Here is a 14621-nt window from a genome sequence, read left to right on the forward strand (position 1 = left end):
GGGACGCGTATTCTACACATCCGATCTGCTTAAGCAAGCGCTTTTTGCAGACTTTTTCGAGGCTTCCGAAGCGGCTTCAAAAGCCTTTCCGGACCCCCGGCCACCGTCTCCGGCGACTCTCGAAGGGGCGCGCATTATAGCGTTCAGCCTCCTCCTGGCAAGCTCTTTTTTGGAGCTTTTTCTCAGCGTTGAAAGCGTTGCCTGAAGCTATTCTTTCAACCCCGAAGGACCGCCTGAGGCCCTTACCGAAACCCCTTGGGACTTCGCTTGAAGTGGCGCGCATTATAGCGACCTCTTCGACCTTGGCAAGCTCTTTTTGAAGAAATTTTCTTAAGAAAATCAATCACTTGGAGCCGCCTCCCCGCCGCTTGCTCAACGACGAGGGCGCGAACTATACGGCCTCCACGGAGGCCCCGCAAGCCCTTTTGTGACAAAACTGTAAAAAAGATTTTTCCGGTGAAAATTCGCTCAGCATCCCGTCAGTCAGCATGCGTAAACAGGTGGTACTTCTTCTTGCCCAGGCGCACGATAAAGAAGCGTCCGTGCAAGGCCTTGACCGCAGCGAACACTGTCGCCGGCTCGGCATTGCTCTCCATCCCCACCCCCTGGCCGTTGACCAGTACCGCATTGCGGCCCAGCGCATCCTTGACCGGCTTGCCGGACGGCGCCATACCCGCATCCACCAGCAGCTGGATCAGGCTCTGATCGCCAAACTCCACCGGCAGGGTAGAGCTGGGAAGGCCGTCCAGGCGCAGCTGCTCCAGATCTCCGGCGGACAGCTCGGTGATCTCGCCGGAGAAAAGCGCGCGGGAAATACGCTCGGCCGCCTCCAGCCCCTCCTCTCCATGCACCAGGCGGGTCACTTCCCGCGCCAGTACGCCCTGGGCCTCCGGCTTGCCGGCGCGCGCGCGATCCGCAGCTTCAATCTCGTCGATTTCATCGACACTGAGGAAAGTGAAGTAACGCAGGAACTTGTACACGTCTGCGTCGGCAGTGTTCAGCCAGAACTGGTAGAAGGCGTAGGGCGAGGTGCGATTCGCGTCCAGCCATATGGTACCGCTCTCGGTCTTGCCGAATTTGGTGCCGTCCGCCTTGGTGACCAGCGGCAGCGTCAGGCCGAAAACCTTGCCGCGGTGCTGGCGCCGGGTCAGGTCTACGCCACCGGTGATATTGCCCCACTGGTCCGAACCGCCGATCTGCAGCGTGCAGTTGTAGCGTTTGTACAGTTCTGAGAAATCCATCGACTGCAGCAGCATGTAGGAAAATTCGGTAAAGGAGATACCCTCACCCTCTCGCTGGATGCGCTGCTTGACCGACTCCTTGTTGACCATATTGTTGACAGAGAAATGTTTTCCCACGTCGCGCAGGAAATCGAGCACATTCAGGTCGCCGGTCCAGTCCAGGTTATTGACCACCATGGCGCTGTTATCACCACAGTCGAAATCAATGAACTGGGACACCTGCGCCTTGATCTTCTCCACCCAGCTTGACACCACCTCCGGCGTATTGAGGCTGCGCTCCTGCGCCTTGAAGGAAGGATCGCCAATCAGGCCGGTTGCGCCGCCAACCAGCGCGATAGGCTGATGTCCTGCCGCTTGAAACCTCTTCAAAGTGAGAAGTGGTACTAAACTGCCAATATGCAGGGAATCCGCGGTGGGGTCGAATCCGCAATAGAGGGCCCGGCTCTCCGCCAGATGCTGCGTCAGCTCACCGTCACCGGTCGCCTGATTGATCAGCCCGCGGCGGTCCAAGTCTTTAAGCAGTGTCGCATCGACCCCGGCCATGGTTTCCCCTCTGAAAATGTCTCGTAAATTAAGTAGCGCCGCCGGACAGCGGCGAAATGGGCTGCAACATTACCGGACTTTGCGGTAAATACAAGCTGCGGCAGATACTGGCACCCGGCACGCAAAAACCACTGCTAGGGAATAGGTGCAGAGGAACTCAGTCATGGACAGACAGGTCAATTACTCCGTGAACGACGGCGGGATTTTTGTTATAAAGCCGCCTCAGTGCTCGTTTTTTAGGCACCAGATGTCCGGAGCACCGATAACAACGACAATCAGCGCCACTCATTAAGACCATGCATAATCAACGCAAACCGACACCGCGTCTGCTGGGCACCCTGCGCCAGTACTTTCCGCGCACTCACGCACTGGCTGCCGGTGCCGCCAGTTTCGCCCTGGCGCTGACCATGTTTGTCTCCACCCCGGAAGTGGAAGCCAAGCGGCTCTCGCTGCCAGTAAATCTATCCTCATTGGAAGAAGCGGCCCCCAGTACCCACAGTGAGCGGGAGGCGGCCGTCAACACTGAACCCGCTGCCAGCACTGAACCTCGCCTCAGCGTACAGAAGCTGAAAGTACAGAATGGCGACACCCTGTCGGACCTGTTTCAGCGCGCCGGTGTCAGCGCGGCGGAGATGTACCAGCTGCTCGCCAGCGGCAAGGAGGCGAAACAGCTGGCCAGGCTGACGCCCGGGGAGGAGCTCACCTTTCGCATCGACGGCGACGGGGCCTTGCAGAGCCTGGAACTGCACCGCGACCGCCTCAACCTCGTCGAATTCAGCCGCGGCGACACCGATGAATTCCAGTACGCCCTGCACCAGCGCCAGGCAGACAGCTACACCGCCCACCGCCAGGCTCAGATCGACAGCTCCCTGTTTGTCGCCGGCAGCGATGCCGGCCTCAGCCATAACCTGATTATGGAAATGGCCGAGGTGTTCAGCTCCGATATCGACTTTGCCCTGGATATCCGCAAAGGCGACAGCTTCAGCGTAATGTTCGAAGAAGAATTTCTCGACGGAGAGAAGATTGGCAACGGCCCCATCCAGGCGGTGAGCTTTACCAACCAGGGCAAGACATTCAGCGCCGTGCGCTATATCGACAGCAACGGCGACGCCAACTACTTCACTCCGGACGGCAGGAGCATGCGCAAGGCGTTTATCCGCACACCGGTGGATATCGGCCGCATCAGCTCGCACTTCAACCCGCGCCGCCTGCACCCCATATTCAAGACTCGCCGCCCCCACAATGGCACCGACTACGCGGCGCCCCGCGGCACGCCGGTGTACGCGGCTGGCGATGGCCGCGTCATCAAGGCCGGCTACAGCAAGGCCAACGGCAACTATGTCTTTATCCAGCACGGCGAACGCTATGTGACCCGCTACCTGCACCTGCACAAGCGCAAGGTCAAGCGCGGCCAGCGCGTCAAGCAGCGCCAGGTGATCGGCACCGTCGGCGCCACTGGCTATGCCACAGGCCCACACCTGCACTACGAGTTCCTGGTCCATGGCCGCCACCGCAATCCGGCCACCATAGTGCGCAAGCTGCCGAAGGCCAAGTCGATCCCCGAATCCGAAATGGCCCGCTTCCGAGCCCAGACACAACCATTGCTGGCAAAACTGGAGAGTTACGAGCAACCGGCCCTGGCGCAAAACAGCGAAAACAACGACAACAACAGCGTTAACTAAACGACAACAACAGCGTTAACTAGATGCCCGATCTCTATATCGGCCTGATGTCCGGCACCAGCGTCGACTCCATCGACGCGGTGCTGGTCGATTTCGGCGACGAAGACGCCCTCAAGCCGAAAATCCACACCGCTCTCGGCCACCCTATTCACCCGCCGCTGCGCGATGCGATCCTGGCCCTCTGCGCGCCCGGCCCTTCGGAACTCGACCGCGCCGGCCAGCTGGATCGACAGCTGGGGCAAGCCTTTGCCGAGGCTGCCAACACCCTGCTGGCGCGTGCCGGAATCGACCCGGGCGATGTAACCGCCATCGGTAGTCACGGGCAGACGGTGCGCCACAGGCCCCCGGGCACTGTGGCATCGCCGTTCACGCTGCAACTGGGCGACCCCAACACCATAACCGCACTCACCGGTATCACTACGGTGGCAGACTTCCGCCGCCGGGACATGGCTCTGGGCGGCCAGGGCGCACCGCTGATGCCCGCATTCCATCGCGCTGCCTTCGCCACCGACCGCAATCGTGCGGTGGTCAATATCGGCGGCATGGCCAATATCACCGAGCTGGCCGCGGACGGCAGTGTCTACGGTTACGACACTGGGCCAGGCAATGCGCTGCTGGACTACTGGATTGGACTGCACCAGGGGCAGCCATTCGATCGCGATGGCGCCTGGGCCGCAAGTGGCCGCGTACATTCTGAGCTGCTGAACCGGCTGATGGCCGACCCCTACTTCGCCGCCAAGCCGCCGAAAAGCACCGGTCGCGAGACCTTCAACGCAAGCTGGCTGGAACAGGCCTGCTCAGGCCTGGAACTGGCACCGGCGGATGTGCAGGCAACCCTGGCGGAAGTGACCGCGGCCAGTATCGCCGAAGGAGTACACCTGTTTGCCGACGGCGGTGAACTGCTGGTGTGCGGCGGCGGCGCCAAGAACAGGGACCTGCTGTCGCGCCTGCGCCGGCGCCTGCCCACCTGGTCCATCGCCGATACCGGCAGTTACGGCTTAGATGCAGACTGGCTGGAGGCGGTGGGCTTTGCCTGGCTGGCGCGGCAGACGCTACTGGGGCTGCCGGGGAATTGTCCGGGCGTGACCGGCGCCAAACAGGAGACGGTGCTGGGGGCTATCTACCCGGCCTGATCTGTCGGGACTCGGGACTCGGGACTCGGGAAAGAATACCGAACTTTGATACGAAGGCCCTGATACCGGGGACCTTTTGCCAGACCTCTCACGGCCATGGGCCGAAGGCGTCGTGAATACCTGGAGCGGCCGGACTGGCCGTGGAGAGCGTAGGGCCGGTCCCGCAAGCGCAACGGTGCTTTAGATCCAGGGATGCATTTAAAGGGGGGCACCTAGCCCGTGTCTGGCAAAAGGCCACCGGTAGCAGGACCGCCCCGATACCAGCTTACTGGCACACCTCCGGGGAACCTGGAAGATCGATCGCGGCCAAGAGCCGCTCCCGGCCGGACCGCCCCAACAGGTGCAGGTCGCCGAAATCAGATGGAGAAGGAGGAGCCGCAACCGCAGGTGGCGGAGGCGTTGGGGTTCTGCACCACGAAACGGGAGCCGGACAGGCCCTCTTCGTAGTCGACGCTGGCGCCCACCAGATACGGATAGCTCATCGCATCCACCAGCACCTGGATGCCGTCTTTCTCGACTATGGCGTCATCTTCGGCTACCAGCTCGTCAAAGGTGAAACCGTACTGGAAACCGGAACAGCCGCCACCGGTCACGAAAACCCGCAGTTTCAGCTCAGGATTGCCCTCATCTTCCAGCAGGCTTTTGACCTTTGTCACTGCCTTGTCGGTTACCACAACCGGTTCGGGAGAAAAGGATACAGCTTCTGACATAAGTCTCTCTCAGCTCATAGAGGCGTTCGCGGCTCGTACAATAATTATACTGAGCGCAGCCTCGAGGCCGTCATCTTGCTAAAACCCAGAAAATCAGTCAAGTATTGAAAAGCAGCGGGCCCCGGCATCTCTAGCCATCGCAGGAGATACCGGGGCCCACCCATCGCGAGTGGGGTTAGTCGGCTTCGATGACGGTCTCTTCTTCGGAGTACTCGATCATGCGCGGCTCGCCGGCGCTATCGATTTCCACATTGGAAACCAGCGCGCCGTTCACTTGGGCGCCCTTGACCATCTCGATCAGCTTGTAGTGCACATTGCCTTCCACCATCGCCTTGGAAGCCAGTTCCAGGTGGCGCGCGGCGTAGACATCGCCTTTCACATTGCCGTTGATGACCACGTGGGGGACGCGGATCTCGCCCTCGACCATGCCGCCATCGACGATCTGCAGGCGGGCATCGCTGTCGCTGTGCGCGTTCACATTGCCCTTTACCTTGCCCTCGATCACCAGGTTGCCGCGGAAATGCAGGTCGCCGGACACTTCGGTCTGGCGCGCAATCAGTGTGGTGTGGTTGCTTCCGGAGCTGGCCATAGTGTTATTAACCTTTTCTTTTTTGCTAAACATGATTCAGTCAAACCTCGTGGTTCAGCGCCGTGGCTAGCTTTTCTGCACCAGCCAGCCGTAGCGCTGCTCTAGATTGAAACCCTTGCGTCCGCTGGATTTGAGTGACAGCTCGACACCTTCAGGCTCAAAGCCCTGGGGCAACTGTAGCTCGCCTTCGATATTCTGGAAGTACTTGAAGCGCAACGGAATCGACTCGCTATCCACCTGCTGCGACAGAGCGCTGAGCGGATAGCGTTTTGGCTGTCCATCCTGGCGGCCCACAACGGTGAAAGTCGCGTGTCCCTTCACGACGTTGTGTCGCGTGGCCGACTGCTGCACCAGCAACTTGTACTGGTAGCGTCGCGCATCGGCGGTCTGCGAAATACTGAAGCGGCCGATGGAGACGCCATCGCTGCCATCGGCCGGGGCCATCAGGCCGCGGTAAAAAGAAATTTCCTGCTTGAGCTCGGCAATGCGGTTCTCTTTCTCCACCAGCTCCGCGCGCACCTTCTCACTGGCCTGCGCGCCGATGGTCAGGGACTGCTCCGCGGTGGCCGCCCGCAGGCGCAGCGCCTCGTTTTCACTTTTCAGGGAATCCAGCTGCTGCAGGGCTTTTTCGTGGGCCAGGGTCTTCTCGTCGAGACTGCTGCGCAGATGATGCTGGCCGGCAAAATAGGCCGCGGCGGTAGTGGCCAGCACCAAAAAGGCGCCTCCCACAATGGAAAGGGCACCGGAAAACGGGCGATGAGGCACCACCTTCATGCGGTACTGCTTGCTGCCTTTTACTTTGCGCGCCATGAAATCCGTTGTTTTTTTATCTGGTTATGTTGATCGCCGTGAGCGTACCGATTCTAAGGCAGCAGCGCCGGGCTCTCCAGTCCCAGCGTCTCATTTAGCCCGAACATGATATTCATACTCTGCACCGCCTGCGCCGATGCGCCCTTGGCCAGGTTGTCGATCACCGACAGCACCAGCACCGTATCCCTCCCCTGGGGCTGCATCACGGAAATGCGGCACATATTGGTGCCGCGCACGCTGCGCGTCTGCGGGTGGCTGCCGACCGGCAGAACATCCACGAAAGCTTCGTCCCTATAGCGACTCTCGAACAGTTGCTGCAGTTCCTGGGTCGACTCGCTCGATTGCAGTTTTGCGAACAGGGTCGCATGAATGCCCCGCACCATAGGCAACAGGTGGGGTACGAAAGTCACGCGAGGGGCGCGGCTGCCGTCCGGCTGCACCCGGCGCAGCCCCTGTTCGATTTCCGGCAGGTGGCGGTGGCCGCTGGCAGCGTATGCACGGAAGTTGTCACTGTTTTCCGCCAGCAGCAACTCGGTTTTGCCCTGGCGCCCGGCACCGCTGGCGCCACTGGCGGCACTGGCGATCAGCTGCTCCGGATCCACCAGGCCGGCCTCCAACAGCGGTATCCAGCCGAGCTGGATCGCGGTCGGGTAGCAGCCCGGGCAGGCCAGCAGCTGGGCGCCGGCGATATCCGCGCGATTGACTTCCGGCAGGCCGTAAACCGCCTGCTGCGCCAGTTCCGGAGCCGCGTGTTGCTGGCCGTACCACTGCTCCCAGGTGGGGATGTCCTGCAAGCGGAAATCCGCCGAAAGGTCGATCACACGCACACCGCGCTCGATCAGCGCCGGCACCTGGGCCTGGGCCACGCCGTGGGGTGTGGCAAAGAACACCAGATCGCAGGCTCCCAGCTGTTCGGGGTCCGGCTCGCAGAAGGCCAGATCGCAGTGCCCGCGCAGACTCGGGAAAAGCTCAGCCACCGGGGTGCCGGCGAGGGCGCGGGAGGTGATCGCAGTCAATTCCACCTGCGGGTGCGCCGTCAACAAACGCAACAGTTCCACACCCGTGTAGCCGGTACCGCCGACAATTGCTACCTTTATCACCTTGTCCGTTTCTCCCTGTATGCGCTGGCCCCACCAGCATTTCAATCAGCGGAGCACTCTACCACACTCGAACAGCATAAGGATTTGCAGTGCCACAGGGATCCGGGGATTCCGGTAAAAAGATCCAGACTGGCTGGCCGCAGCGGGAGCGCGGCCTGGAGAGACTGCGCCTGCTACTGTCATCCCAGGATGCCCTGGGACCGCTACTGGGCATGGCGCTGCTCATAGGTATCTGCGCCGGAGTGGTTACCGTGGCTTTCCGCCTGCTGAGCGAGTGGCCGACCCACCTGTTCCTGTCCATACCCGAGCGCTACGAGTCCCTGCCGCCACACTGGCGCTTCGGCGTACCGGTCATCGGCGCCCTGTTGCTCGGCAGCATGTATCTTCTGCTGACCCCGAGCCGGCGCAACGTGGGCGTCGTGCACGTCCTGGACCGGCTGCACAACCACCAGGGACAAATGCCGATGCAGAATGCCGTGTTGCAGTTCTTTGCCGGCGCCACCGCCCTGGTCAGTGGCCAGTCGGTCGGGCGCGAGGGACCGGCGGTGCACCTGGGCGCGGCCAGTGGCAGCTGGGTCGCGCGGAAGCTGCGCCTGCCCAACAACTCGGTGCGCAGCCTGCTCGGCTGCGGTGTCGCCGCTGCCATTGCGGCCTCGTTCAATACACCGCTGGCGGGGGTGGTCTTCGCAATGGAAGTGGTGATGCTGGAATATTCGGTAGCCGGCTTCCTGCCGGTCATGCTGGCGGCGGTGGCCGGCAGCACCACGGCGCAGATCGCCTTCGGTCGCCAGCCCGCTTTCAATGTGCCCGCCATACAGCTCACCTCCCTGGCGGAATTGCCGGTACTGTTTCTGTGCGCCCTGGTGATAGGCACACTGGCCGCGATGTTTATTTACATCCATCGCCGGCTGGTAACGCAGCAGCGTCGCTCACCGCTGCTGCGGTTCCTTATTGTCGGGCTCACCACCGGCACCCTGGCTATCTGGGTCCCGGAAATTCTCGGTGCCGGCTACGACACACTGGAGATGGCCATGCTCGGCGAGATAGGGGTGACGGCCCTGATGCTGATAGTGGCGGCAAAACTGATAGCCACTGCCGTTGGTACCGGCCTCGGAATCCCCGGCGGCGTCATTGGCCCGAGTCTGGTACTCGGCGCCTGCCTCGGCGGTATCGCCGGTGGGCTCACCAACCTGTGGCTGGGCGAGTACACCGCCAGCCCCGGCTTCTACGCCATGGTGGGCATGGCGGCCATGATGGCCGCCCTGTTGAACGCGCCGCTGGCAGCGCTGCTGGGAATTCTCGAGCTGACCTACAACCCCAACGTCCTGTTTCCCGGCATGATGATGATCGTGGTCGCCTGCCTGGTGAGTCGCTACTTCTTCTCCACCGAGGGCATTTTTCAGGAATCACTGCGCGCGCTGGATAAGAGTGGCACCCCCAGCTGGCGCCAGCAGATGCTGAGCCGCGTCGGCGTGGCAAGCGTCATGGAGCGGCGCTTCGTGGTGGTGTCCCAGAAGATCGCGGAAGAGGAGGCCGTGCGACTGATAGAGCGGCACCCGCAGTGGATACTGATCGACCTGCCGAAAGAGCCGACACCGCAATTACTGCGGGCCGCGGATCTGGCCACCTTCCTGCAGCGGGTGAAAGAAGCCCGCGAGGAGGTGCGGAACGCCGGCAAGGACGAGAAGAACGCAGAGGAAGCGGTACCCGTCGACCTGCTCAAGCTGCCCGGTGACCGGGTGCAACTGGCGGAACTCAACTGGCGCGCCACCCTGCTGGAGGCACAGCAGCAACTGGAATCCAGCGGCGCCGGCGCCCTCTATATCAGCCGCGGGCACGGTGGCGCACTGGACAACCGGGTTTCCGGCATTATCCTGCCGCAACATATCGATAACTTTTACCGCAAGTAATTGCGAACAACTTTCCCGAGGGGGCATTTAATGCTTTGGGTTAAAGCTTTTCATCTGGTCGCCGTGGTCTGCTGGTTTGCCGCGCTCTTTTACCTTCCGCGCCTCTTCGTCTACCACGTGGACGCCACCGACGCGGTGAGCCGCGACCGTTTCTGCATTATGGAGCGACGCCTCTACCGCGGTATCGCGATACCCTCGATGATCGCCACCCTCGCGCTGGGCATCTGGCTGTTGAGTTTTAACTGGAGCTATTACAAGACTGCCGGCTGGTTACACGCAAAACTGTTGTTTGTCGTGCTGCTGATCGGCTACCACCACATCTGCGGCGCCTATGTGCGCAAGTTCGCACAGGGTACGGTTACCAAGAGCGGGCGCTTTTTCCGCGTGTTCAACGAACTGCCGGTGATTGGGCTGATCGCGATAATGATTCTGGCCGTGGTAAAGCCCTTTTGATTCCAAGGTAAAAAGGGCGCCGTAACACTCCGAAAACGCTGCGCCCAGCAACTAGAATTAGGCGCACAGCAACCGTCCGGCAAACGACTTATGGATACGCGCCAACCCGTCATACTCACCATTACCCACCACGACCCCAGCGGCAGCGCCGGTATCGCAGCGGATACCGAAACTGCCGCCAGTCTCGGCTGCCACTGCGCCTCTGTGGTCACCGCGATCAGCGTCGGCGACACGGGGGAACTACTGGGCGTGGCGCCGGTGGACGACAGCCTGCTGGTGGAGCAGGCCCGCGCGGTACTGGAGGATATGCCGGTGGCCGCCATCAAGGTGGGCTACCTGGGCTCGGTGGAAAATGTACGCGCGCTGCACAGCGTGCTGCGCGATTACCCCAGCATCCCGGTCATCATCGATCCCGACGCCACCCTCGCCGACAAGGAGAGCCTGCTGGCACCGCCGCTGTGGGAGGCCATGACCTCGCTGCTGCTGCCCTACGCCACCATGACCTGTCCCAACCGCCGCGAGGCGCGCGCCATGGCGCTGGAAGCCGATGTACTCGACGCCATGGCGCAGGAGCTGCTTGAGAGCGGTTGCCGCTACCTGCTGCTGACCGGCGTGCCCTGTGAACAGCAACTGGAAAACCGCCTCTACGACGAGCGCGGCCTGATCCGCCAGTTCCACTGGGAGCGACTGCCGCCGGCGGCCTATGGTGTCTGCGGTACCCTGGCCACTGCCATCGCCTGTCATATCGCCCACGGCCTCACGATCATCGAGGCGGTCAGCCGCAGCCAGCAATTCACCTGGAAAGCCATCGCCGACAGCCGCCGGCTGGGCATGGGGCGGCCAATTCCGAATCGGCTTTTTTGGTGTAAGCGCTGAGTCCAGGTGCATCACCGGTGGTTTTAGCGCCCTTCGGGGCGCCCCATCTGTCGGGAACGCCCTTGCTTCGTAGATACGCAGTAAAACCGCCGCTAGCTCGACGAGCACACTTGAGGTCAATGCTAAGGGCCTGATGCCGGCGGCTGTTTGCGGGACCTTTGTGAGGCAGGGATGCCGATTAGAGCCTACATGGATGTATGCACGGCGTGTCTCGCAAACAGCCGCCGGCAGCAGGACCGCCACCCAACCATCTAAAGGCACGTTGTACCACCGGCCCATGGCCGCGATAATAGCCTGCTGTATTTCCAACCCATTCCCCTCCAAAATTCCCGAGCGAGTGAAATGAGCAAATCCGAGCAACTCTTTGCCGAAGCCCAGCAGTATATTCCCGGCGGCGTCAATTCACCGGTGCGCGCCTTCCGCGCCGTGGGCGGTACGCCGCTGTTTATCCGCCGCGCCGAGGGCGCCTACCTCTACGACGCGGACGACAAGCGCTATATCGACTATGTGCAGTCCTGGGGCCCGATGGTGCTCGGCCACGCGCACCCGGACGTCATTGAGGCCGTCGTCGAGCAGGCGCAGTCCGGGCTCAGCTTCGGCGCACCGACGGAATTGGAAACGGAACTGGCGGAAGAGCTGTGCCGCCTGTGGCCGAACATGGACCTGGTGCGCTTCGTCAACTCCGGCACCGAGGCCACCATGAGCGCCATCCGCCTGGCGCGCGGCTATACCGGGCGCGACAAGATCGTCAAATTCGAGGGCTGCTATCACGGCCACTCCGACTCACTGCTGGTCAAGGCCGGCTCCGGCGCCCTGACCATGGGCGTGCCCTCCTCGCCCGGCGTGCCGGCATCCCTGGCCGACCACACCATCACCCTCAATTACAACGACGCCGACGGCGTGCGCCAGTGCTTCGACGAGATCGGCGACCAGATCGCCTGCATCATCGTCGAGCCGGTGGCCGGCAACATGAATTGCATACCGCCGCTGCCCGGCTTCCTGGAAACCCTGCGCCAGGTCTGCGACCAGCACGGTGCCCTGCTGATCCTGGACGAGGTCATGACCGGCTTCCGCGTCAGCCTGACTGGTGCCCAGGGCCACTTCGGTGTAGAGGCGGATATCACCACCCTCGGCAAGGTGATCGGCGGCGGTATGCCCGTCGGCGCCTTCGGCGGCAAGCGCGAGATCATGGAAAAGATCGCGCCGCTGGGGCCCATCTACCAGGCGGGCACATTGTCCGGCAACCCGGTGGCCATGGTCGCCGGCCTGGAGACCCTGCGCCTGGTACAGGAGCCGGGACTCTACGAGGATCTAACTGCCAAGACCGATCGCCTCGTCGAGGGCGTGCTGGCCGCGGCCAGGGAAGCGGGTATTCCGCTGACCGCCAACAGAGCCGGCAGTATGTTCGGCTTCTTCTTCACCGACGAACCGCAGGTGAGCAACTACCAGCAGGTGATGGCCTGCGACAACGAGCGCTTCAACCGCTTCTTCCACGGCATGCTGGCTGAGGGTGTCTACCTGGCACCCGCCTCCTATGAGGCCGGCTTCATGTCTGCGGCGCACAGCGACAAGGATATCGAAGACACCATTGCCGCCGCGCGCAAGGTGTTTGGCCAATTGGGTTGACGGTTCGCGGCCCGCGCCTGGCGCCGGCGCGGGCCGGCGCCCCTCGATAACCACTGCCTCTAAACCCAGCTGCACTGCCGCCCGGCCACTGGCCGCTATTGCACTCGCCTGAAAAACACCCTATAAAAATGTATACATTTTTAAGAAGGTATACATTGTGGCGCGTTCCATTCTCGCCGATTCCAGTCTGTCCGCAATCAACGCCGGCTTTGTCGCCGTGCTGGTCGGCATCAGCAGTTCCGTGGCCATCATCTTTGAAGCGGCCCGGGCTGCGGGCGCCAGCGAGGCGATGATGATCTCCTGGATTGGCGCGCTCGGGCTGGGTATGGGCCTCACCTGTATCCTCTTCTCCTGGTATTACCGTGCCCCGGTAATCACCGCCTGGTCCACGCCCGGCGCGGCACTGCTGGCCACCAGCCTGGTGGGCATTCCGATGGCCGAGGCGATCGGGGCCTTCCTGTTCAGCGCCCTGCTGACACTGGTGCTGGGCCTGTCCGGCGCCTTTGAAAAGGTGATGCGAAAGGTCCCGACACCGATTGCCAGTGCCATGCTCGCCGGCATCCTGGTGCAGTTCGGCCTGTCCGTATTCACCTCACTGCAGAGCAGTCCCGCGCTGGTCGGCGCCATGCTGCTGACCTATCTTCTCGGCCGCCGCTGGCTGCCCCGCTATGCAATCATCCTGGTATTGATCAGCGGCTTCATCGCCAGCTGGTTGCTGGGCCTGATCCATTTTGATCAGCTGCACTGGGCGCCGGGCCGGCCGGTCTGGGTGGCACCGGAATTTGAGCTGTCCACCCTGCTCGGTGTCGGCCTGCCGCTGTTTATCGTCACCATGACGTCACAGAATATTCCCGGCGTCGCCACCTTGCGCGCCAGTGGCTATGAGCGGGTACCCGTCTCACCCGTGATCAGCGGCACCGGGCTGGCGTCGCTGCTGCTGACGCCCTTTGGCGGCTTCGCCTTCAACCTCGCCGCCATCACCGCCGCCATCTGCACCGGCCCCGAGGCGCACCCGGATCCGGCCAGGCGCTATACCGCCGGTATCGCCGCGGGTGTTTTCTATCTGCTCGTCGGCCTCTGCGGCGCCAGTGTCGTGGCCCTGTTCGGCGCCCTGCCGCCGGCGCTGGTGGCCAGCCTCGCCGGCCTGGCCCTGATCGGCACCATCGGCGCCAGCCTCGAGGGGGCAACCCGGGAAGCCGACAGCCGCGAAGCGGCGCTGATTACCTTTCTGATTACCGCTTCCGGCGCCAGCTTCCTTGGAATAGGCGCCGCCTTCTGGGGATTGGTCGGCGGACTGGCAAGTTACTGGATATTCACGCGAGGAGATCGATGAGCCTCTACCAGCGCCTGAAAACGGATCTGCAGCGCGGCCGGTTTGCGCCGGGTCGCGTGCTGAAGCAGAGCGAACTGGCGGAACTCTACGACGTCAGCCGAATCCCGGTGCGCGACGCGGTGCAGAAACTGAAAAGTGAGGGCTGGCTTACCGACCACGGCAAGCGCGGCGTGGCCGTGCCGCTGTTCGACGCGCTGGAGGTGGAGGATCTCTACCTGATGCGTATGCGCCTGGAAGCCCTGCTACTCGAGCTGGCGGTGCCACACCTGAACAGAGAAATACTCGGCCGCGCCGAGGATATCCTCGACCGCATGGAGAGGGACCCGCAGATGACAGCGGCCGAAATCGGCGCACTCAACTGGCAGTTTCACGCCAGCCTTTACCAGGCCGCCGGCCGGCCGACGCTGTTCGCAACGGTGGAGCAACTGCACCGGCAGTGTGAGCGCTATATCGGCTACCAGTCCCGCAGCCTCGACTACCAGGCGACGAGCCAGCGCGAGCACTACGAAATCCTGGCCGCACTGCGACACGGAAACCCGGACAAGGCGGAAAAAATTCTGCAGGAACATATCGCCGCTGCCGGGCGCGCGCTGGTGCAACACCTGAGCTGAGCCT

At 62.3% G+C, this 14621-nt stretch carries 14 protein-coding genes; 9 read left to right on the forward strand and 5 right to left on the reverse strand.

Features of this window, described 5'->3' with window-relative positions; translation table 11 throughout:
* Window positions 1-205, forward strand: a 205-nt coding sequence (locus IG627_RS20935) for a hypothetical protein (protein WP_226865327.1), incomplete at its 5' end; no start/stop codon positions are given.
* A gap of 274 nt (window positions 206-479) precedes the next feature.
* On the opposite strand, the gene tyrS is transcribed toward IG627_RS20935, so the two are convergent.
* Window positions 480-1784 (reverse strand): tyrosine--tRNA ligase, encoded by a 1305-nt coding sequence (gene tyrS, locus IG627_RS16745; RefSeq protein ID WP_193193739.1) that lies wholly within the window; start codon window positions 1782-1784, stop codon window positions 480-482.
* Window positions 1785-2080: 296 nt separating this feature from the next.
* Here tyrS and IG627_RS16750 point away from each other — a divergent pair, with 296 nt between their 5' ends.
* Window positions 2081-3466 (forward strand): peptidoglycan DD-metalloendopeptidase family protein, encoded by a 1386-nt coding sequence (locus IG627_RS16750; protein ID WP_193193741.1) that lies wholly within the window; start codon window positions 2081-2083, stop codon window positions 3464-3466.
* A 23-nt stretch (window positions 3467-3489) separates the two neighbouring features.
* Entirely contained in the window at window positions 3490-4599 is a 1110-nt protein-coding gene (locus tag IG627_RS16755; protein ID WP_193193743.1) for an anhydro-N-acetylmuramic acid kinase, read from the forward strand.
* A 356-nt stretch (window positions 4600-4955) separates the two neighbouring features.
* On the opposite strand, the gene erpA is transcribed toward IG627_RS16755, so the two are convergent.
* From erpA to argC, 4 genes are all read right to left on the reverse strand, one after another.
* Window positions 4956-5309 carry an iron-sulfur cluster insertion protein ErpA gene (erpA, locus tag IG627_RS16760; RefSeq protein WP_193193746.1) on the reverse strand — a complete coding sequence of 118 codons (354 nt, stop codon included), beginning with the start codon at window positions 5307-5309 and terminating at the stop codon, window positions 4956-4958.
* 175 nt (window positions 5310-5484) lie between these two features.
* Window positions 5485-5898, reverse strand: coding sequence for a bactofilin family protein (locus tag IG627_RS16765; RefSeq protein WP_193193748.1), 414 nt, complete (start codon window positions 5896-5898; stop codon window positions 5485-5487).
* Window positions 5899-5964: 66 nt separating this feature from the next.
* The gene (locus IG627_RS16770; RefSeq protein ID WP_193193750.1) at window positions 5965-6708 is read right to left on the reverse strand and encodes a DUF6776 family protein; all 744 of its coding nucleotides are present in this window, start codon (window positions 6706-6708) and stop codon (window positions 5965-5967) included.
* Window positions 6709-6761: 53 nt separating this feature from the next.
* Entirely contained in the window at window positions 6762-7808 is a 1047-nt protein-coding gene (gene argC / locus IG627_RS16775; protein WP_193193752.1) for an N-acetyl-gamma-glutamyl-phosphate reductase, read from the reverse strand.
* An 89-nt stretch (window positions 7809-7897) separates the two neighbouring features.
* On the opposite strand from argC, the gene IG627_RS16780 reads away from it, so the two are divergent.
* From IG627_RS16780 to IG627_RS16805, 6 genes are all read left to right on the forward strand, one after another.
* Window positions 7898-9718, forward strand: coding sequence for a chloride channel protein (locus tag IG627_RS16780; protein WP_319024591.1), 1821 nt, complete (start codon window positions 7898-7900; stop codon window positions 9716-9718).
* 30 nt (window positions 9719-9748) lie between these two features.
* On the forward strand, window positions 9749-10171 hold the full coding sequence (gene hemJ / locus IG627_RS16785; protein WP_193193754.1) for a protoporphyrinogen oxidase HemJ: 423 nt from the start codon (window positions 9749-9751) through the stop codon (window positions 10169-10171).
* Between the two features lie 90 nt (window positions 10172-10261).
* Window positions 10262-11047: a bifunctional hydroxymethylpyrimidine kinase/phosphomethylpyrimidine kinase gene (gene thiD, locus IG627_RS16790; RefSeq protein ID WP_193193756.1), complete on the forward strand. Its 786-nt coding sequence runs from the start codon at window positions 10262-10264 to the stop codon at window positions 11045-11047.
* A 342-nt stretch (window positions 11048-11389) separates the two neighbouring features.
* Complete coding sequence (gene hemL, locus IG627_RS16795) at window positions 11390-12673, forward strand: glutamate-1-semialdehyde 2,1-aminomutase (protein WP_193193758.1); 1284 nt, start codon at window positions 11390-11392, stop codon at window positions 12671-12673.
* A gap of 157 nt (window positions 12674-12830) precedes the next feature.
* Window positions 12831-14006 carry a benzoate/H(+) symporter BenE family transporter gene (locus IG627_RS16800; protein ID WP_319024592.1) on the forward strand — a complete coding sequence of 392 codons (1176 nt, stop codon included), beginning with the start codon at window positions 12831-12833 and terminating at the stop codon, window positions 14004-14006.
* Window positions 14003-14617 carry a GntR family transcriptional regulator gene (locus IG627_RS16805; protein ID WP_193193760.1) on the forward strand — a complete coding sequence of 205 codons (615 nt, stop codon included), beginning with the start codon at window positions 14003-14005 and terminating at the stop codon, window positions 14615-14617. Before IG627_RS16800 ends, IG627_RS16805 begins: the two co-directional genes overlap by 4 nt.
* Window positions 14618-14621: the final 4 nt, after the last annotated feature.

Source organism: Microbulbifer taiwanensis (assembly GCF_014904815.1).
Taxonomy (GTDB): domain Bacteria; phylum Pseudomonadota; class Gammaproteobacteria; order Pseudomonadales; family Cellvibrionaceae; genus Microbulbifer; species Microbulbifer taiwanensis.

Coding starts and splice junctions, on each gene's coding strand:
- tyrS (WP_193193739.1), bottom strand. CDS start 1,784: ATGGCCGGGGTCGATGCGACACTGCTTAAAGACTTGGACCGCCGCGGG.
- IG627_RS16750 (WP_193193741.1), top strand. CDS start 2,081: ATGCATAATCAACGCAAACCGACACCGCGTCTGCTGGGCACCCTGCGC.
- IG627_RS16755 (WP_193193743.1), top strand. CDS start 3,490: ATGCCCGATCTCTATATCGGCCTGATGTCCGGCACCAGCGTCGACTCC.
- erpA (WP_193193746.1), bottom strand. CDS start 5,309: ATGTCAGAAGCTGTATCCTTTTCTCCCGAACCGGTTGTGGTAACCGAC.
- IG627_RS16765 (WP_193193748.1), bottom strand. CDS start 5,898: ATGGCCAGCTCCGGAAGCAACCACACCACACTGATTGCGCGCCAGACC.
- IG627_RS16770 (WP_193193750.1), bottom strand. CDS start 6,708: ATGGCGCGCAAAGTAAAAGGCAGCAAGCAGTACCGCATGAAGGTGGTG.
- hemJ (WP_193193754.1), top strand. CDS start 9,749: ATGCTTTGGGTTAAAGCTTTTCATCTGGTCGCCGTGGTCTGCTGGTTT.
- thiD (WP_193193756.1), top strand. CDS start 10,262: ATGGATACGCGCCAACCCGTCATACTCACCATTACCCACCACGACCCC.
- hemL (WP_193193758.1), top strand. CDS start 11,390: ATGAGCAAATCCGAGCAACTCTTTGCCGAAGCCCAGCAGTATATTCCC.
- IG627_RS16805 (WP_193193760.1), top strand. CDS start 14,003: ATGAGCCTCTACCAGCGCCTGAAAACGGATCTGCAGCGCGGCCGGTTT.